Genomic DNA, 19027 nt, shown 5'->3' with positions numbered 1-19027 from the left:
CTTCGCTCGTCGATTGCCAGTTCAGGCCGCCCGAGATTGAACCAGCGCATCGCTGACGGCCGGGCGGCGTTCCAGCACGATCTGTCGCTGCAGGGCGAACACACTCGGCAACAGGCCGCTCAACACGCGGTCCACTCCCCCGACGACGTGCATCAGAGATCGCGGCAGCGGTACGCAGGCCGTCTTGGCGATCACGCCGCCGGAGTTCATCATCGCCAGGCACTCGCGGTAAGCGTGGTGGATGGCCCGGAACTCCGGAACTCGCTGCTCGAATTGCTGCAGATCGTCGAAGAGGAGATTGGGAATCGCACAGTTGGCCGACCATGGATCGCTGGCGTCGGTGCAGATCGTCGCCTCGTCATACACATCGGGCGCGAAGGAATACCCTTCGTGCCGCATCATGCGCAGCAGGACCCGCATCGTCAGTGACGCGTTGATTTCCTGAATGATGAGCCGTCCACCGGGCTTCAGAATCCGCGCCATCTCCCGGAAAAACTGTACCGGCCGGGGGACGTGATGAATCATGTTGCTGGAGACGACAAAATCGAACTGTCCGACTTCGAACGGGGTCGCCAGAGCGTCGACCTGCGTGACGTCGAGCCAGTCGTAGTCCGCCAGGTCGGTCAGCAGGTAGGAACCCGCCCGAATGAATTCTTTGCTCAGCCCCGTCCCGCAACCGACCTCGACCCCCGCATCCCCCGCTTCGATGAAGCGATTCATCCAGGAAAATCGCTGTTCGAGGAGGTATTTGAGGTTGGCCGGCGCCCCGTCAAAGTAATACGCCCGCGCCCGGGGGACGTCGCCTTCGTGAAGCATCCGATTCAAGCCCCGGCTCGGGCGGTAGGGTCCTCGAAGCATTCTGCGTCGTCCTGACTACAGGAAGTTTCGGCGCGAGCATCCAGTTGACTCGCCAAGTCTCCAGTCAGCGCGAGAATCTACGGTGAACACCAAGTGACGGCAAGACCGGTTTCCGGTCGACCGGGACAGTCCCGTCAAATTGAACCGATTTCGCAGGGAGAGATTCGATCGACCGTCGATGATTCGCTCAGAAAATCCGACTGTTTCCCGCCGGTCGCGATGGCAGCGAGGTCAAATCGCGCCTGCATGATCAAGCTGTCTGGTATCGAAACATCAAAGGTGTTGCCTCTGACAGATTGCGTCGCAGCTCTGGATGATACAGTCGCGAGATCTGAAGCTCGCGATATGGTCGTCGCGTCTGCGTGTGTCTGGAAAACATTGATGGGCTGACGCTGCAAGCGCTCAGGGGCCGGTTCGCTTCAAGCCAAGCAGAATTGTCGTCTCGGGTTCAGTGGTGCCGTCGCACGACGCATGACTGTAAATCTCTAATGACGGAAACCCGATCGACTCGCCGCGGTCGGCGATCTCCGACTTCAACGCGGCCCACTTCTGCGGCAGGGTTTGATAGGGGCCGATGTGGACGTGCTTCAGCGAACGCGGCAACTCGAATTCGCAGGGCTCCAACGGCTCAGGAACTCGCGCCCTGTCCGGATCCGTCACCTCGACGCCGACAAACATCCGCCCGTCCGGCAGATAGACCCAGTGGTTGATCCCGGTCGTCCCGAGCCCGGATGCCTTCACGACCTTCCACATCGCATCCATCAGCCGGAGCCCGGTCGGGCCGTATTGTTCGTTCTCGACCTCGGAAGAGAGGCCGTGGAGGTTGAAGCAAATCGGCGAATCGATGATCTGGATGTCCATCGGGAGGCGTCCTCTTCAACTCGTTCGCTCGGGCCATGCGCGGCGATCACACCTGCATTCCGAGGCCGTTGCCACTCAATGCCCACAGGATCGCCAGGCCGCGGGCCGTTGTCCGAGAGTCGCCCCCCCGCCCTTCTCAACCCTGCCGCTGCACCATGGCCTCCACCCACACCGGCACATACGGGGGAGTGCAGCCCTTCGACACTGGCCAGTCGCGGTAGAGGCCGATCTTCTCGCCGATCGCGATGGCGCGCTTGCGGAGGCCGGGATGGTGGATGCCGATGGCGCCCAGCGCGTTATTCATCGTCCACTGCACCTCCGGCAGCGCCCGCGGCAGCTCTTTCTCGATGCGATCGAGCAGCGCCGGCAGGTCGAGGCCGTCGTCGGCCCCCTTGTTGATCCGGCTCGCCGTGAGGTTCCAGCCCGCACGGGCGGCCCAGCGATCCTTCGCCTTCATCCACTTCTCGCGCAGCGCGTCCTTCCCCGGATGTTGCGCGACGACGTACGCATTCAACCAGTCCGCCACCTGCGCACAGGTGGTCGAGCGAGTCAGTCTGTCGAGCTCGTCCGCGGAGAGCGACTTGGGCTGGATGATGAGCGTCGCGAGAAGCTGCGCATCGACGTTGCCGGTGTCCCAGAGTTCGAGCGCAAGTGCGTGATCCGTCTTGACCTTCTTGGCAACCGCGCGGATGTCGCCCAGCTTGACGCCAAACTGGTTCTCGGGCGCACCCGCCTTGGCATTGTGCTTGCGACGCGCATCGTCGCCGAGAGACTCAAGCTGTGCGAGGATTTCGTGAGTGGTCATGCCAGTGATCGTACACTCAATTCTCGACGAGTCAACGACGATCATCGCGGGGCGGCGCAGGTTGAGCCCCGTCGCGGTTCGCGCCGCCTGGCCGCGGAGTTCTGGCGCGCCGTGCGGCGAGCGCCCCAGTCAACGGAGACGACTCTCCGGTCGTCTCGTATCACCGCCCGGCCATGAATCGGGGGCCACGATTATGGACTCCCATCGAGCTCTCGAATCTACGCCCCCACCTCCGCCCAGACCGCCAGTTCCACCGCAGCGTTGAGCGGCAATTCCGCCACGCCCACCGAAATCCGCGTATGCCGGCCCGCATCGCCGAAGGCGAGCGCCAGCAGGTCCGACGCCCCGTTGATCACGTTCGCCTGAAAGTGAAACCCGGGCGCCGACTGCACGTAGCCTTCCACGCGGACGATCCGGACGACCCGGTCGAGCGACCCCAGACAGGCCTTGATCTGCGCCAGCGCGTTCAGGCAGCAGATCTGGGCCGCGCTGCGGGCCTCGTCCTCGGACACCTCTTTGCCGACCTTCCCCTTGAAGGCGACTTCCTTGCCGATCGTCGGCAACTGACCGCTCGTCAGCACCAGCGAACCGGTCCGGAGGGCCGGCACGTAAGACCCGACCGCGGCGGGCGCCGCCGGCAGAATGTGTCCGTGATCCATGAGTCGTTTCTCGACCTGACCCGTCATCGTTTTCCCCTGTTCGGTTGGCATGTGGATTCGGCTTAGACTACCTTGCCCGGCGTCGAAAACAAGGATCGCCGCGCGGCGACAGGTTCTCAGAAACGACGAAGAGGTCTGCGATGGAATATCGGCTGCTGGGTCGGACGGGCGTCCGCGTGTCACAGGTCTGCCTCGGGACGATGATGTTCGGCGGTCCGACCCCCGCAGACGAATCGCAGCGGATCATCGACAAAGCCCTCGATCTCGGCGTCAACTTCATCGACACCGCCGACATGTACAACGCCGGACGGTCCGAAGAAGTCGTCGGAGCGGCGCTGAAAGGCCGGCGCGACAACGTTGTCCTGGCCACCAAAGCCTGCAATCCGATGGGGCCGGACGTCAATCAGAAGGGGCTCAGCCGGCGCTGGCTGATGCAGGGCCTCGACCGTTGCCTGTCCCGCCTGCAGACCGACTACGTCGACGTCTTCTACATTCACAAGCCCGACCCGGACACCGCCATCGAAGAAACCCTGCGGACGCTGGACGACATCGTCCGGTCCGGCAAGGCCCGCTACGTCGCCTGCTCCAACTACCGCGCCTGGCAGGTCGCCGAGTTGTTGTGGACCGCCGACAAGCACGACTACGAACGCTTCGCCTGCGTCCAGCCCCTCTACAACCTGGTCAACCGCGACATCGAAGTCGACCTCCTCCCGCTCTGCCAGTCGCAGCAGCTCGGCGTGGTGACCTACAGCCCGCTCGCCCGCGGCATTCTGACCGGCAAGTACCGCGCCGGCCAGGCGTTTCCGGAAGGAAGCCGGGCCTCCCGCAACGACAAGCGGATGCAGGAAGCCGAACTCCGCGAGGCTAGCATGCTCGTCGCCGAACAGCTCGGCCGGCACTGCCAGCAGCGGGGCGTCTCGCTGACGGCGTTCTCGATCGCCTGGATCCTGGCCAATCCCATCATCTCGTCGGTGATTCTCGGCCCGCGGACGCTCGAACAATTCGAAGACAACCTGCAGGCCCTCCGCGTCACGCTCACCCCCGAGGACGAAGCCGCCGTCGACGCCCTCGTCCCCGCCGGTGAGCACACCGGCCACGGCTTCCAGGACCCCGCCTACCCGGTCATGGGCCGCCCGGCAGCGAAATGACAGCGAACAGGGAGTAGCGAATAGCGAGTAGCCAGAGGAAGAGGGCTGATCGCTTATCGCAGATCGCTCATCGCCGGAGGCATGGCGGCTTACCTCTTCTCTGACTCTCAACTCTCAACTCTCGTCTCTCAACTCTCAACACAATTTCCGCCTTTCTCCCATCAACTCGCGTCGATATGATGAGCCGGACGGTTTGACTCACCTGGGATCGAGGGTTTCGGACGCAATGGCACATCCACAGATCAGTCGCCGCACGATGCTGGTGGCCTCCGGACTCGGCTGCGCCGGCTGGCAGTTCGGCCGCCCCGCCGCCGCCGGCCCCTCGACGCGCGTCCCCGCCACCGCCGGCGGGCAGGCCAAGTCGACGATCCTCTTCTTCCTCTGCGGCGGCGCGTCCCACCTCGACACCTGGGACATGAAACCCGACGCCCCCGCCGAGTACCGCGGCCCCTTCCAGCCGATCGCCACCTCCGCGCCGGGCCTCATGCTCAGCGAACATCTGCCAATGCTGGCGAAGCAGGCCCATCACCTGGCGCTGGTCAGATCGGTCGGGGCGACCGTCAATACCAACGACCACCACGCCGGCTATTACTACAACCTGACCGGCCACGTCCCCGACTCGACCTTTCTGTCGCTCGGCAACAACCGCACCCCCTACGCCGACGACTGGCCCTTCATGGGCACCGTCGTCGCCTCCCGCCGGCCGCGGCATCCCACGCTCACCAACGCCATCACGCTCCCCCACAAGCCCAGCAAAGCCCCCTACACCCGCCCGGGTCAGTTCGCCGCAAAGCTCGGCGTCGAGCACGACCCCCTCTATCTGCAGGGGAGTCTCGACACCCCCCTCAAGTTCCACGCCCCCTCGCTGGAACTGCAGCCGGGCACCGATCCCTCCCGCATCGGCTCCCGCCGGGAACTCCTGTCGGCCCTCGACCGCGAGCGCCGAGCCTTCGATGAAGTCGCCTCGTCCCGCCTCTGGACCCGCCAGCAGGAACGGGCCTTCTCGCTGCTGGTCTCCGCGAAGACCATCGGCGCCTTCGACGTCTCCAGCGAGCCGGAATCCCTCCGCCAGCGCTACGGCGAAACCGTCAACGGCATGAGCCTCCTCCTCGCCCGCCGGCTGGTCGAAGCCGGCGTCCCCTTCATCACCGTCTTCTGGATGGAGAACGAACAGAAGCTCGCCAAGAAGTGCGCCAGCGCCGGCGGCTGGGACACCCACGGCAACAACTTCAACTGCCTGCGACAGGATCTCCTCCCCGAATTCGACCGGGGCTTTTCCGCCCTGATCGAAGACCTCGCCGATCGCAGCCTGCTCGACGAAACCCTGCTGATGGTCACCAGCGAAATGGGCCGGACCCCGAAGATCGGCGATATCCGCTCGGGCGGCGCCGGCGGCGCGGGACGCGACCACTGGACCCACTGCCTGACCGACCTCCTCGCCGGCGGCGGCATCCGTGGCGGCCAGACCTTCGGCTCCAGCGACCGCCTCGGCGAATACCCCGCCGAGCACCCCGTGACCCCGGCGGACGTCACCAAAACCGTCTACCACGCCATGGGCATCCACGACCTGGAAGCCGTCGACAACCAGAACCGCCCCTTCAACCTGCTCGCCGAAGGCGAGCCGCTCTACTCGCTCTTCTGAGCCTCAGGCCGAAAGGAAGATCTCTCGCAGAGTCGCCGAGGAAGAGGAGTTCGCAGAGTAGACGAAGAGAGTGGATTTCACGCAAAGGCGCAAATCAGAACGCAACGACGCAAAGGGACGAGAGATTCTAAAATCCCGTACGATGGACGTCCACGTCCGTCGTCACCCGCGGACCAGCCGGGATCCGGAATCGACAGACGAGGACGTCCGGCGTACGTCAAGAACAACCCCCAGGTTGAAATAACAACGAAGGCGGAGTGCCGAGCAGAAATGTCTGCGCCGCCCCATCTCTTCGCCACTGACAACTGACAACTGACCAATAACAAAGATCAAATCCCATGCGCTCCGCTCTCATCCCCTCGGCCTTGCTCGTCGCCTTCGTCGCCGGCAGTTTTCTGCAGAATCGGGCCGACAGCCAGGTGAATCCGGCGGAGACGCCGGTGATCGACGCCGGGAAGTACGCCACGCTGCAGGCCGCGTTTGACGCCGTCCCGCAGACGGGAGGCGTCGTCCGGATTCCGCCCGGCGAATACCGAATTACCAAGCCGCTGGTCCTCAGCCGCTCCGAAACGCGCGTTGAAGGCGCCGGGGCCGCCACGAAGATCGTCAATCTCAACGAAGAGGGCCAGCCGGCTTTCATCGTCCAGCCGGCGAACTGGGCAACCGATCGCAAGTCCCGCCTCTGGCGCGTTCAGCTCGCCAACTTCCGCATCAACGGCGATCCGAAGACGGTCGACGCCAAGTCGACCGAACCGAAGGGAGGCGACGGGCTGCTGTGCCACGGGGTCCAGGAACTGTTCGTCAGCGGCCTGTCGGTCGACCATCACGGCGGACACGGGATCGAGTTGATCGACTGTTTCGAAGACGCGCGGATCTCCGACTCGATCATCACCTACTGCCGAAAGGCCGGCGTCCATCTGGTCAACTGCCACGACATCGTCGTCAACGGGAATCAGTTCGAAGAGAACCAGGACGCGCTGCACTGCCTCGACGGCTTCAACCTCTGCATGAATGGAAACAATGTCGACGATCATCTCGGCAACGGCATTGTCATCGAGAACACGTATGGCTCGGTCCTGTCGGGGAACATGATCGAAGAGTGCGACGGCACGGCGATCATTCTCGACCGCGACTGCTACGGCATCACGCTCAGCGCCAACGTGATCGCGCATCACCAAAAGGGAGGCATCGACCTCCGCGACGCCTGGGGCTGCACGGTCTCCGCCAACACCTTCGTGCTGGTCAACCAGCAATCCCTGACCATCGGCCCCAACAGCGGCCGGATCACGGTGACGGGCAACACCTTCTGCAACAGCGAAATCGGCGGGAATACGAAGCGCCCGAAGGAGCACGCCAACCCGGTGGCCCGTGACCTGGCCTTCGGCGTCCTGCTCGACGGCACGACCGACATCGTCCTGACCGGCAACGTCTTCGGCGGCCTGCAGGACGCCGCCGTAACGACCAGGGGAAAATGCCAGCGGATCGTTGTGACCGGAAATGCGATTGCAGCGGTCGGGCTGGGAGCCGGGCAGGGGGCCTTACTCGAATTGTCGAACGCGGCGGAATCGACGGTTCAGGGGAATTCGTTCGATAAGAAGTAGGGGGGCTTCTTAGGATCGACTTCAGAGACCTCCAAGAGTAACGAGCCGGAAGCGTCAGCGCCCGGAGTCTTTCTCCAGGCATTGTCAGTTACCACCAATATCAACGGAAAAGATCGTGGCAGGACCACCCGCCAACTCCCCAACCGCTCCAAGCATCCCGAAGGGATGCCAGAGTGCAGCCGGGGGTTGAGGAGCAAAGCGACGACACCCCCGGTCGGAGTTACGCCGACGGGCCAATCCCGGCGGGGTCGCAGATGGACGGATCTCCCCAAAATCCTCATGCCGCCGACGGGTGGCCGGGGCAGGAGCGTCTTCGCGATGCCCTGGTCCAATCCAAGCATCCCGGATGGATGCCAGTGTGTAGCCGGGGGTTGAGGAGCAAAGCGACGACACCCTCGGTGGGGATCCCGCCGATGTGACAACAGACATCGTCCTGACCGGCAACGTCTTCGGCGGCCAGCAGGATGCTGCGGTGGCGACGCGGGGGAATTGCCAGCGGATCGTCGTGACGGGCAATGCGATCGCGGGAGTGGGGCTAAGAGCCGGGCAATGGGCTATGCTCGAATTAACGAACGCGCCAGAATCGACGGTTCAGGAAAATGTGATGGACACGAAGTCGCCCAACACAAATTTGATCCGACTGATTTCCCGCATTCTTGTGTACTTCAAGGCAGCAATCACCTTCGCCTCTCACTGCGGATCAGCGATAGCCTCGTCGCCTCGCCGCCGGAAAACCATTCTTAGGGAAACAATTGGCAACTGCGACCGAAGCGAGATTCCAAGGGCGTAATGGTTCAGCATCCACGGGATAACAAAATCGCGAAAACGAATGCATGCGGCGAATACCGGATCGAAGTTGAATGAGTGGCCATGTACGCTCAAGGCGACTCTGCTAACCCAGACGCCGACCTCTGTGTCGAAGACACAACCGACATACTGGGTCTCTCCGCACTGCGCGCCGGCCATCGCGACATGGCAGAGCTGATCGTCGTCAGGGTCTACCCATGAGAGAGAGCCCCATACTGGGAACGCGTTCGTCGGCGATTTCGACAGCTCAGAACGTAAGTGTTGGATGTAGTGGCGAAAAGTCTCTGCGATCACCGTCGACTCTAGAAATGCTCGAAGATCCTGGTTTCTGTGGCTGAGACCAGGGACTGACTGTGATATCTCTCGAATGCGGTGCACTGCATCCACGAATGACCAGCATCGCCAGAACGCCGCGGGCAATGACTCTTGATCGGTTCTCAATCTCGTGCACGTCTGATGCACGTCGTCGTTAATCAGCTCAAGCATGCGAAAGGAAAGGCCAAGGCCGTCAAGGCACTTAACAAGTCATGGGTCGGTTGTTGAGTGCATGCGTTTTGTTGGTCCGGGCGTGAGTCTTGCAGAGCTGTCGATTGAATCTCATGTTATCGGCATTCGGATTGCGGAAGCAGTCGATCTTTAATCATACGCAGTTCATCAATGAGAATTTCGCACTGTTCGCGAGTTGTTGCCATTGGGCAACCTGTATTTGCCACTCGAAGAACGTCGTGATGGTCAACGAAGAATAGGCCTGACTTATTCACATAGGCGCGATACTCAGAGTCTGACATTTCCAGCATGCTTGGAATATCAATAGACTCAACCTCCATGTTCATTTTGACGATGTGCGGCTCAGTTGGCATGTGAGTTCTCCGGGCTGTAACAGGACGTTCAGAGCGACGATCGCGCTCACAGGGACAAAGTACCAGTGTGACCGGCTTATCGCCAGTGACGAAGGTGCGAATCGCGTTCACCATTGCTGCAAAGTGTGACGCGGTCGTTTCCGATACCGCCGACCGGGAAAAAGAAACCAGCGATTACGTGAAGTGGAGACTTCACCGCCGGAGACGCGTGCCATGTGTCTCCGCGATCTCAGCCCCTGCCGGGGCGAGAAATGCCGAGTTGGGGGTGTCATCGCTTCGTTCCTCAACCCACGGCTACACGTTGCCATCCGTTCGGGAACTTCGAAACGCACGGCACGCCCCCCACACCCCGACCGCCACCCCGCAAACCACCGCCACCAAACGCCATCCCGGCGGTCCGAACACCACCGTCGCATTGAACGCCATGAAGCCGAAAAACGGATGCAGCAGCCAGCGGGCCTGTCGCGTCCTCGGCCAGCCCGGATCTCGCCACCACATCGCGACGTCGAACGTCCACAGCACCGTCACCAGATGATCCAGTACCAGACCGGCTCCGGACCGGAAACCGGTCAGACGCTCGGTCTCGTCGGCCACATGCCGCCAGGCCTCGGCGTGACTCCCGTGATGAATGAGCACGAACGCCAGCACGACGTGCACCAGGTAAATCAGCCAGCCAACCGTCCAGGTCCACCGCACCGCGAGTGCCAGACGAGATCGGCTCAATGGCTCGTCGCGGTCGCCGATCGTCGACAGATCCCACCCCGCCCGGACAAGATACGCACCGATCGCCAGCCGAGCCGTCCATCGCACCAGCAGATCGGCAGTCGCGGGATCGGGCATCATGGATCCTTATGGCGCGGGCGACTCCTCCGGCCTTCGACAACGTCCCTTTCGACATTCCGCCTTCGACATTCGACATTTCTTTAACAGGCGAATAGGGAATAGCGAGTGGCGAGTAGCCAGAGCAAAGAGGGTTGATCGCTTATCGCAGATCGCCAGAGGCTTCCAGGTTCATTTCCTCTCTGGCTCTCGACTCTAGACTCTCGTCTCTCGACTCCCTCCGCTTCCTTTTGCGCCTCTGCGAGAAATCTTCCTCTTCCCGCCGCTCAAAACGCGTCCGCAGCCATCCGCACCGCCGATTGCACGTCGTCGATCGACCACGGACCCAGCGACTCCCACGCCCCGGCCGGCGAGCGGCGGGTCAGGACCAGACTTCCCTGCCGGCTCTGCCGACCGTCCGGGTAACCGACCACCGATAGGCCGTCCTTCAGGTGCAGCCGGACAGGATACGTTTCATTCAGCCCCAGTTCGGGATGGACCAGGTCCGGGAACCGGCTCCACGCCCAGCGCCAGAGGGTCTGGTCGGCCGGAACCTGGCCGGCGAGATTTGTCCAGTCGAGCTCGGCCTTCTTCAGTTCGACCAGCGGAGCGGTCCGGCACCACGGCTGCAGCTCGCCGTCGATCCACTGCCGCCGCGACGCCCCCAGTTCCGACAAGGGGACCGCCGCGGAAGCCGTCACGGTCGTCAGCAGCCGTTCGACCGCCGCGAACAGGTCGTCGCCGATGCTCTCGACGCTTCGCAGTTGACCGTCCGCGAGGCTGGGGATGCGGATCCAGCCCGGCTCGCGGGCGGCGAGGTCCAGGTAGACCTGCCGGACTTCCTCCAGATAAGCCCCGTCGGCCTCCTGCAGGTCGGCCGCCTTTTCGGTATAGGCCCGCTGAGCCTTCAGCGCGATCAACCGCTGAGCTTCGAGGACCGGCAGCTCCAGAAACAGGACCGCGTCCGGCCGGGGGAGGCCGTAAACCTCGTGTTCGACCGTCAGAATCCAGTCGATCAACTCCTGCCGCTCGGCTCCCTGCCGCTTCGCGCCCTGGTGGGCGATGTTGGACGGCACGAACCGGTCGCAGATCACCACGTCGTTTTCAGCAAGCGCCTGCTGCAGGACCGACTTCGATTCCAGCCGGTCCCCCGCGTACAGCAGCGAGACCAGGCACGGGTGAGCCTCGGCCAGGCTGCCGAACCGGCCGTTCAGAAACTCCCCGACCATCCGGCCGAAATGCGTCTGCTGGTAACGCGGAAAACTGAACAGCGTTGTCCGCCGGCCCGCCTGCTGCAGCCGCTTGCAGAGCAGGGCGGCCTGCGTCCCTTTGCCCGAGCCGTCAATCCCCTCAATCGCGACGAGCAGTCCCACGCAGTGATCCTGATGTGTGTCCGGGCCGGCGCAGAACGACCGGTCTCAATGAAGGCTGAGTCGGGCCACGGCGGCGGGAACGTCGTCCGCCATCGTGAAGTATTCGTCGAGCCGGCTGGCCCGAAAGACGTCGTCGACGACATCTTTGACTCCGCAGATCGCCAGGTGCCCCTCCTTGCGATGCAGCCGGCGATGCAGCGTGATCAGTTTGGCGAGGACGGCGCTCGTCAGGTACTCGACCGTGGCCAGATTCACGACGAGCAGCCGGACCTGGTACTGGTCGATCAGCGCCTGCATTTCCTGGTTGAGCAACTCGAGATTGTCATCTTCGGAGAGCTTCGCGGCGTGGAACGTCACCACGACGCAATCGTCTTGAGATTCGACGTGGAAGTATGTCGGACGAAAGTCTGCGAGTGTCATGCTCGTCTCCCGTCGCCTTGGCGCTGGTGCGACGACTACTGCAAAACGATGCGCTCCGCCAGAAGCGCCTCGCGCGCGACGGTCTGCCCGACGGCCCGCAGCATCCGACCTTCATCGTCGGGTTGGCCCGGGAATTCGACCGGAACGTACCGTCGATCGGTCCCCGCGACCCAGCCCGGCCGAGTCGGCGAGAGCCCCTCGACCATCACTTCCAGGTCGCATCCGATCAATGAGGCATAGTACCGCTGCGCCAGCTCCCGCTCCAGCGCTTCCAGCCGGCGGACCCGCTCGTTTTTCACTTCGCCATGGACCTGATCGGGATAATCGGCCGCGGGGGTCTCCCGGCGGGGGCTGAAGGGGAAAATATGCATCTTCATGAATCCGGCCTGTCGACAGGTCGCGAGGGTTTCATCGAATTCCGCCTCCGTCTCGCCAGGAAAGCCGACGATCACGTCGGTGGAGAACGCCGGCCGGTCGAGCTTCTGCCGCATCCGGTCCAGTTTTTCCAGGAAGCGCTCCGCGGTATACCGCCGCCGCATTCGCCTCAGGACCGCCGTCGATCCGCTCTGCAGGGCCGGATGAAACTGCGGGCAGAGGTGCTCGCAATCAGCGGCGGAGTTGATGAATTCGTCGTTGATTTCGCCTGCCTCGACGCTCGAAAGCCGCATCCGCCACTCGCCGGGAATGCGGTCCAGCCGGCGGAACAGGTGCCAGAGTCGGAACGGCGGCAGCCCCGACTTGCCGCGCGTCGACTCCACTCCATAGTGGCCGACGTGAATCCCGGTCAGCACAATTTCCTGGTAGCCGCGATCGACCAGCCGCCGGACTTCGTCTTCGATATCGTCGGCCGAGCGGGTCTGCAGGCCGGGGCGGACCTGGGGAATGATGCAGTAGCTGCACTTGAGAATGCAGCCATCCTGCACTTTCACGTAGGCCCGCTTGCGCCCTTCAAACCGGGAAATCCCGGCGGGCATGTCGTAGACCCCTTCGCGGGCGAGGACATCCGGCAGCTCCCGTTTGTCGGTGACGACCTCGAAAACGGCAGGCAGTTTTGCGATGGCCGCCGGATCGCGGGTGGCGTAGCAGCCCATGACCAGCGTGCGCGTGCCGGGATTCTTCTTCGCGAGCTGGCGGATCACCTGCCGCGAACGGGAGTCGGCGTTGTTGGTGACCGTACACGTATTGACCACGCAGAGGTCCGCCGATTCTTCATCGGCGGCCTCGCGATAGCCAATCCGCTCCAGAGCCTCTTTGACGAGCTGCGTCTCGTACTGATTCACCCGACACCCGAGCGTCACCAGCCGCATCCGGCGGCTGGACGACGCAGCAAGGATCGGCAGCTCAAGCACAGGCTCGGTCACGCTCTCTCACCGTTGCTTCTGATTCCCGGCGTTACTCGCCCGAACGTCTCGGACGGGGTTCGTCGCGACGGCGAGAATCCCCGCCCCGGCCACGACCGTCGCCACCACTCCGCCCCCGGCTCTCCCCGCGGGGCTGAACCCGCACAAGACAGCCGATGGCTTCTTCCCAGGTGGGAATGTTGTCGTAGTCGACGGCGATGAGGGGCTCGGCGTCGAAGGCTCCTTCGATCTCAGCCCCCTGCGACTCGCCTTCTTCTTCGTACTCCTCCGAGGACTCGTCCGAGTCTTCGTCGGCTTCCCCGCCACGTTCGGCGGTCCGCTCGGCCGGCGCACCTTCGGCCGGCCGGCGGCGACCGCGACGACGGCGGCGACGACGGGGACGGGGCGATTCGCCTTCTTCGTCACCCGCAACCGCCTCGCCTTCAGCCGATTCTTCCTCGTCGCCATTGGCTTCGCGGGAGACGAATGCGGATTCTTCTTCCTCCTCTTCGTCACCCTCTCCGGCGTCGTCATCGGACGCTGACCGGGCGACATCGGCCCCCTCGGCGGACTTGGAACGACGACGACGGCGACGACGACGACGCTTCTTCGGCGGCTGACCGTCTCCGTCCGCTTCTCCTTCGACGGTCAGATCTTGATCTTCTCCGGCGGCGGCAACAATGTCGTCCTCGGAGTCGAACTCATCGTCGGATTCGAACTGCTCGGCGGGTTCTTCGACGGCCTTTGCAGCGAAGACGTCTGCTTCGACCGGCCAATCGGCATCGTCTGAGAAGTCTTCTCCCAGCAGGCCGGAGCCGAATTCATCCGCGTTGACAGGTCGTCGTCTCGGGGCCGGGCGGGCCGGGGGAGCGGGTTTTCGCTCCGGCTTCGGCGCCCCCGCCTCGGCGGGTGCGTCCCGACGTTCCGGGCGAGGACGCTCGGCTCTGGGCTGTTCGGCGCGAGGCGGTTCGGTCCGCGGGCGTTCCGGCGCTTCCCGTTTGGGCTTTGGAGCCGAAACTCCAGGCTCGGCAAGAAGATCGGGCGATTCGTTGCGGGGGCTGTCTTCCGGGCCGCGCGGACGGTCGCGTCCGCCGTCCCGACGACCACCTCGTCCGCCGCCTCGGCCGCGATCACCACCACGTCCGCCGGAGTCCCGCGGAGCGATGCGGGCGCGGGGAGCGGGTTCGTCCCAGTCCCACTCGGCGAGGGCATCCCAGAAGTCGTCGGGTTCGCGTTCGGCCTGGGCGGATTCTGCGACGGCTTCGGCGACTTCGTCCTCGTCTTCTTCGAGTTCGTCGTCGTCATCTTCTTCATCATCATCAGCGTCGTCGCCCTCGTCATCGTCGAGGTCGTCTTCGTCCTCATCGTCCTCGTCAAAGTCGGCGTCGAGGTCGTCGACGGGGGCGGCGGCTACGGGAGCTGCGGCGACGGGGGACTTGGCGGGGGCTTCGTCTTCGTCCGGCAGGTCGAATTCGGCTTCGTCGTCAAACTGGATTCCGAACAGGTCGGAGGCCAGCTTGCCCCAGGAGTCGTCGTCGTCCTTGCCAGGTTGCCGGGAGGGCGCATTCATGCGGAAGTCCAAAAGTTTCCAAAAACTCAGCGGCCAAAAAACACCGGGATTGCGGCAGATTCGCAATCCGCCGCGGCTGGCCGGAAGTGTTCGGCGGCCCCTCGGTTGAAGGAACTTCGATCAACTTCACGGCTCAGAAAGTGAGTCCGTCGGGTCGAGCGGATCACGGGGTACCGCGTTGATGCGGGAAACGCCGGACCTCTCCGCCCAGAACTATGTCGATTTCGGCCCGCTTCTGCAACAGACAATCGGGCCGGCGTAACCAGTTTTTGGCTTTGAAGTTAACGCCGATTCGAGTTCGGGCCGATGGGCTCCCGGCGTCGGCCGGTGGAATGTGTTCAGACGATCTCTGTGGACTGGGCGCAAGGGTGGTTTTCGGGCGGGGGCCGGTTGCCTCAGGTCAGGAGGCTGCCGCCGCAGCTCGATCCGGCGCCGGCGGTGCAGCCGAAACAGTGCCGGCCGATCTGGATGGGCCGGCCGGTCAACGATTTCCGGGAGAAATCCCGGATGTGCTGCGGGGCGGAGGGATGGACGGGGAGGTCGAGCATCTGGTTGAAGTCGCAGTCGAACAGCCGTCCGGTCCAGTCGACCGAGAGGGTGGTCCGGCACATCAGGCCGGGGACCGTCGCCGGATTGAAGGCGTTGACCAGCTTGTGCAGGTAGTCGTCGAGGCGGCCGGCGGTCAGCAGGTCGTCGAGGAACCGGCTGATCGGCATGTTGGTGATTGTGTAGAGATCGGTGAATTCGATGCCGTACCGGGCTCGCAGCTCCCGCCGGTAGTCGGCTTCGAGCGCCTGTTGCGGCGGAGGGAGCGACGGGCCGACGGGATTGTAGACCAGCGTCAGCCGCAGAGGATTTCCTGGCTGACCGTAGCCGAGCTGGTTGAGGCGACGGAGGGCGTGCAGCGAGCGCTGGAAGACGCCGTCGCCGCGCTGCTTGTCGACGTTGGACTCCAAGTAACAGGGGAGCGAGGCGACGATGTCGACTCGGTGCTCCGCCAGGAGCTCCGGGAGGTCCTCGAAGCCGGGGGCGACCAGGATCGTCAGGTTGCAGCGGTCGATGATCCGCCGGCCGGGGGCTGCAGCGCCGCGGACGAGATCGCGGAAGCCGGGGGTCATCTCGGGCGCGCCGCCGGTGATGTCGAGCGTGCCGATGTCGTGCTGACGCAGGACGTTCAGGCACGCGTCGATCGTCTCGGGCGACATTATCTCCCGCCGGTCGGGGCCGGCGTCGACGTGGCAGTGGCGGCAGGTCTGGTTGCAGAGTTTGCCGAGATTGACCTGCAGGACTTCGATCCCGGAGGCGGTGAGGGGGGCGACGCCGGCTTGTTTGAGAGCTGCCGCGAAGTCCGGGATCCCGGTCTGGCCGGCGTCGGCGAGGATCTGGCGCTGCCGGGAGGGCTCGGCGAGGGGGCTGTGCTGGCGGAGAAGGGAGAGGGTTGGCACGGCGGCGGCCTTCGAGTGGCAGTGTGTGCGATGGTGGCTGACCGGGTATGGTAGCCGAAGAGGTGGCGAGTGGTCAGTGATGAGTGGCGAGTGAGCCGCCGGGGGCGGTTGGTGCCGACTCTGAGATGGGTTTGACAGGGAAGGCCGATTCGGCGGCGTTAGAAGTCATTGCAAAATGCAAAATGAAAAATGCAAATCGCAAAATTGGAAGAGTTGGAACGGCGCCGGCTGGGGGCGGATCGCTGCCGGGGTGATGCTGGTTGCGGTCGTGATTGCGGCTTATCTGCAGTTTCGTGAGCGACTGACTTTGCAGGCCCTGGCGCAGTCGGAAGCTCAGTTCCGGCAGTTTCAGTTCGAACATCCGTGGCTGATCTATGGCGTGCTGTTCGCCGCTTATGTGCTCGTGACCGGGCTGTCGCTGCCGGGGGCGACGGGAATGACGCTGTTGACGAGCTGGCTGCTGGGGTTCTGGCCGGGGCTGGTCGTGGTCAGTTTTGCGTCGACGACTGGAGCGAGTCTGGCGTTTCTGCTGAGCCGGTATCTGCTGCGCGACGCCATTCAAAGTCGGTTTGGGGAGCGGCTGGCCCGGTTCAATGAGGCGCTGGGCCGGGAAGGGGCGTTTTATCTGTTCACGCTCCGGCTGATTCCTGCCGTGCCGTTCTTTGTGATCAACGTCGTGATGGGGTTGACCCCGTTGCGGCTCTGGACGTTCTGGTGGGTGAGTCAGCTCGGGATGCTTCCGGGCACGGTGGTGTATGTGTATGCGGGGAGCCGGGTGCCGAGTCTGGAAGTGCTTGCGCAGGAGGGCGTGCGGGGGATTGTTTCGACGGAATTGATTGTTGCTTTGGCGCTGCTGGGGCTGTTTCCGCTGGCGGTGCGGTGGTTTGTTTCGCTGTATCAGAAGAGGAAGATTTCTCGCAGAGGGGCGGAGGGGGGAGAGGGGGCAGAGAAGATGGAGAACTGAAGATTTCACGCGATGAAGAAATGTCGAATGTCGAAGGCGGAATGTCGAAAGGGAGAGGTTTTGTAGGGTGGGCTGTGCCCACCTCTTTCGCGTTTGAGAAGATGGTGGGCACAGCCCACCCTACAAAGTCAGGAGGTCGTGGGTGAACGCATCACAAGGTTACGGGGTCGTCGAGCCGGATGACGAATTCAATCGGTTGCTGGTGGAGAAGGTGCATCCGCCGGGGTGGGTGAATCCGCAGCCGAAAAACGAGTATCACCTGGTGGTGATCGGGGCGGGGACGGCGGGGCTGGTGACTGCCGCCGGGGCCGCCGGTCTGGGAGCGCGGGTGGCGCTGGTCGAGCGGCATCTGATGGGAGGGGACTGCCTCAACGTCGGGTGCGTCCCTTCCAAGTCGCTGCTGAGTGCGGCGCGGATGGCGGCGACGGTTCGACGGGCCGGCGACTATGGCGTCGCGGTTCCAGAAGGAGCGACTGTCGATTTCGGTCGCGTGATGCAGCGGCTGCGGCAGGTGCGAGCGGGGATCAGCGCCAACGATTCGGCCGAGCGGTTTCGCGGACTGGGGGTCGATGTCTTTCTGGGGGCGGCCCAGTTCGGGGCGGACGGGCGGACGGTGGTCGTCGGGGATCAGTCGTTGAAGTTCCGCAAGGCGGTCGTGTGCACCGGGGCCAGAGCGGCGGTTCCCGACATTCCCGGGCTGGCGGAATCGGGCTATCTGACGAACGAGACGATTTTCTCGCTGACCGAACTGCCGCGACGGCTGGCGATCATCGGGGGCGGGCCGATCGGCGTCGAGATGGCTCAGGCGTTTGCGCGGTTCGGCTCAGAAGTGGTTCTGTTTCAGCGGCGGGATCGGATTCTGCCGCACGACGACGCCGAGGCCGCGGGGGTGGTCGAGGCGCAGCTCCGGCGCGAGGGAGTGAGCTTTCACTACGGATGCGCGATTCGCGAAGTGCGCCGGAGCGCGGCCGGGACGCACATCACTGCCGTGCAGCATGAGAAGGTGCGGGACTGGACTTGCGATGCGGTGCTGGTGGCGACCGGGCGGGCGCCGAATGTTGCGGGGTTGAACCTGGAAGGAGTCGGCGTCGCCTATGACCTGAAAGGCGGGGTGCGCGTGGACGACCGATTGCGGACGAGCAATCCGCGGATCTTTGCGGCGGGGGACGTCTGCTCGCAGCACAAGTTCACGCACACGGCGGACTTTCTGGCGCGGATCGTGATTCAGAACGCCCTGTTTTTCGGGCGGGCGAAGGCCAGCTCGCTGATTGTTCCGTGGTGCACCTATACGTCTCCGGAACTGGCGCACGTCGGCCTGGGGGTCGCGGAAGCGGCGGCGCAAGGGATTGCGGTCGACACGCTGGTGCAGCCGTTCGACGAGGTGGACCGGGCGATTCTCGACGGGGAAACGACGGGCTTCGTGAAGGTTCATCTCCGGCGGGGGACGGATCGCATCGTCGGGGCGACGATCGTCGGCAGCCACGCGGGGGATTTGATTTCCGAGATCAGCGTGGCGATGCGGAACAAGGTGGGGCTGCGCGGCATCGGGGGGACGATTCATCCCTACCCGACGCGGGCGGATGCGATCCGCAAGCTGGGGGATCAGTACAACCGGAAGCGGTTGAAGCCGGGGGTGAAGTGGATTTTGCGGCGCCTGATGGAGTGGGGGGCGGGAAGAAGTGGCTAGTGATTAGTGGCTGGTGGATAGTGAGGAAGAAGAGGAAGAGGAGGGGGGCACGTCCCTGGGGCTTCGAAGGGCGTGGGCTTTGATTTGCAGTGGGGGTCAGTTGGCGAATCCGGTTTCATCTCCGAATGCACTGGCGGCTGACCGCCACACGCGGTGCGGCTGCCGACT

The 19027-nt window shown here is 63.8% G+C and carries 17 protein-coding genes; 6 read left to right on the top strand and 11 right to left on the bottom strand.

The features are described from left to right. Window positions 1–21: 21 nt before the first annotated feature. The 4 genes from SH412_RS15530 to SH412_RS15515 form a co-directional block, all read right to left on the bottom strand. The gene (locus tag SH412_RS15530) at window positions 22–858 is read right to left on the bottom strand and encodes a class I SAM-dependent methyltransferase (protein WP_336518927.1); all 837 of its coding nucleotides are present in this window, start codon (window positions 856–858) and stop codon (window positions 22–24) included. A gap of 402 nt (window positions 859–1260) precedes the next feature. Beyond that, the gene (locus SH412_RS15525) at window positions 1261–1719 is read right to left on the bottom strand and encodes a hypothetical protein (protein WP_336518926.1); all 459 of its coding nucleotides are present in this window, start codon (window positions 1717–1719) and stop codon (window positions 1261–1263) included. Between the two features lie 136 nt (window positions 1720–1855). Beyond that, window positions 1856–2524: a DNA alkylation repair protein gene (locus SH412_RS15520; RefSeq protein ID WP_336518925.1), complete on the bottom strand. Its 669-nt coding sequence runs from the start codon at window positions 2522–2524 to the stop codon at window positions 1856–1858. A gap of 218 nt (window positions 2525–2742) precedes the next feature. After that, window positions 2743–3183 (bottom strand): RidA family protein, encoded by a 441-nt coding sequence (locus SH412_RS15515; protein WP_336518924.1) that lies wholly within the window; start codon window positions 3181–3183, stop codon window positions 2743–2745. A 140-nt stretch (window positions 3184–3323) separates the two neighbouring features. Here SH412_RS15515 and SH412_RS15510 point away from each other — a divergent pair, with 140 nt between their 5' ends. The 4 genes from SH412_RS15510 to SH412_RS15495 all read left to right on the top strand — a co-directional run bounded on the left by SH412_RS15510 (window position 3324) and on the right by SH412_RS15495 (window position 8364). Beyond that, window positions 3324–4331, top strand: a complete 1008-nt coding sequence (locus SH412_RS15510; protein ID WP_336518923.1) for an aldo/keto reductase — start codon at window positions 3324–3326, stop codon at window positions 4329–4331. A 226-nt stretch (window positions 4332–4557) separates the two neighbouring features. Continuing rightward, the gene (locus SH412_RS15505; RefSeq protein ID WP_336518922.1) at window positions 4558–5973 is read left to right on the top strand and encodes a DUF1501 domain-containing protein; all 1416 of its coding nucleotides are present in this window, start codon (window positions 4558–4560) and stop codon (window positions 5971–5973) included. A 338-nt stretch (window positions 5974–6311) separates the two neighbouring features. Next, window positions 6312–7574: a right-handed parallel beta-helix repeat-containing protein gene (locus tag SH412_RS15500; protein WP_336518921.1), complete on the top strand. Its 1263-nt coding sequence runs from the start codon at window positions 6312–6314 to the stop codon at window positions 7572–7574. A gap of 415 nt (window positions 7575–7989) precedes the next feature. Continuing rightward, on the top strand, window positions 7990–8364 hold the full coding sequence (locus SH412_RS15495) for a hypothetical protein (RefSeq protein ID WP_336518920.1): 375 nt from the start codon (window positions 7990–7992) through the stop codon (window positions 8362–8364). A 619-nt stretch (window positions 8365–8983) separates the two neighbouring features. On the opposite strand, the gene SH412_RS15490 is transcribed toward SH412_RS15495, so the two are convergent. The 7 genes from SH412_RS15490 to arsS all read right to left on the bottom strand — a co-directional run bounded on the left by SH412_RS15490 (window position 8984) and on the right by arsS (window position 16208). Continuing rightward, on the bottom strand, window positions 8984–9241 hold the full coding sequence (locus SH412_RS15490; RefSeq protein ID WP_336518919.1) for a hypothetical protein: 258 nt from the start codon (window positions 9239–9241) through the stop codon (window positions 8984–8986). 294 nt (window positions 9242–9535) lie between these two features. Beyond that, window positions 9536–10084 carry a hypothetical protein gene (locus tag SH412_RS15485; protein WP_336518918.1) on the bottom strand — a complete coding sequence of 183 codons (549 nt, stop codon included), beginning with the start codon at window positions 10082–10084 and terminating at the stop codon, window positions 9536–9538. Window positions 10085–10347: 263 nt separating this feature from the next. Beyond that, on the bottom strand, window positions 10348–11433 hold the full coding sequence (gene tmk / locus SH412_RS15480) for a dTMP kinase (protein WP_336518917.1): 1086 nt from the start codon (window positions 11431–11433) through the stop codon (window positions 10348–10350). Between the two features lie 45 nt (window positions 11434–11478). After that, window positions 11479–11853 (bottom strand): STAS domain-containing protein, encoded by a 375-nt coding sequence (locus SH412_RS15475; protein WP_336518916.1) that lies wholly within the window; start codon window positions 11851–11853, stop codon window positions 11479–11481. 35 nt (window positions 11854–11888) lie between these two features. Beyond that, window positions 11889–13214, bottom strand: coding sequence for a tRNA (N(6)-L-threonylcarbamoyladenosine(37)-C(2))-methylthiotransferase MtaB (gene mtaB / locus SH412_RS15470; protein ID WP_336518915.1), 1326 nt, complete (start codon window positions 13212–13214; stop codon window positions 11889–11891). Window positions 13215–13245: 31 nt separating this feature from the next. After that, complete coding sequence (locus SH412_RS15465) at window positions 13246–14763, bottom strand: hypothetical protein (protein WP_336518914.1); 1518 nt, start codon at window positions 14761–14763, stop codon at window positions 13246–13248. A 395-nt stretch (window positions 14764–15158) separates the two neighbouring features. Further along, a complete protein-coding gene (gene arsS, locus SH412_RS15460) occupies window positions 15159–16208 on the bottom strand; it encodes an arsenosugar biosynthesis radical SAM (seleno)protein ArsS (protein WP_336518913.1) in 1050 nt (349 codons plus the stop codon). A 175-nt stretch (window positions 16209–16383) separates the two neighbouring features. Here arsS and SH412_RS15455 point away from each other — a divergent pair, with 175 nt between their 5' ends. Together SH412_RS15455 and SH412_RS15450 are read left to right on the top strand one after the other, a co-directional pair. After that, window positions 16384–17172, top strand: a complete 789-nt coding sequence (locus SH412_RS15455) for a TVP38/TMEM64 family protein (protein ID WP_336518912.1) — start codon at window positions 16384–16386, stop codon at window positions 17170–17172. 142 nt (window positions 17173–17314) lie between these two features. Continuing rightward, on the top strand, window positions 17315–18859 hold the full coding sequence (locus SH412_RS15450) for a mercuric reductase (protein ID WP_336518911.1): 1545 nt from the start codon (window positions 17315–17317) through the stop codon (window positions 18857–18859). Window positions 18860–19027: the final 168 nt, after the last annotated feature.

Origin of the sequence: Planctellipticum variicoloris (genome assembly GCF_030622045.1) — a bacterium.
GTDB lineage: Bacteria > Planctomycetota > Planctomycetia > Planctomycetales > Planctomycetaceae > Planctellipticum > Planctellipticum variicoloris.
This window is presented reverse-complemented; position numbering and strand designations above follow the sequence as displayed.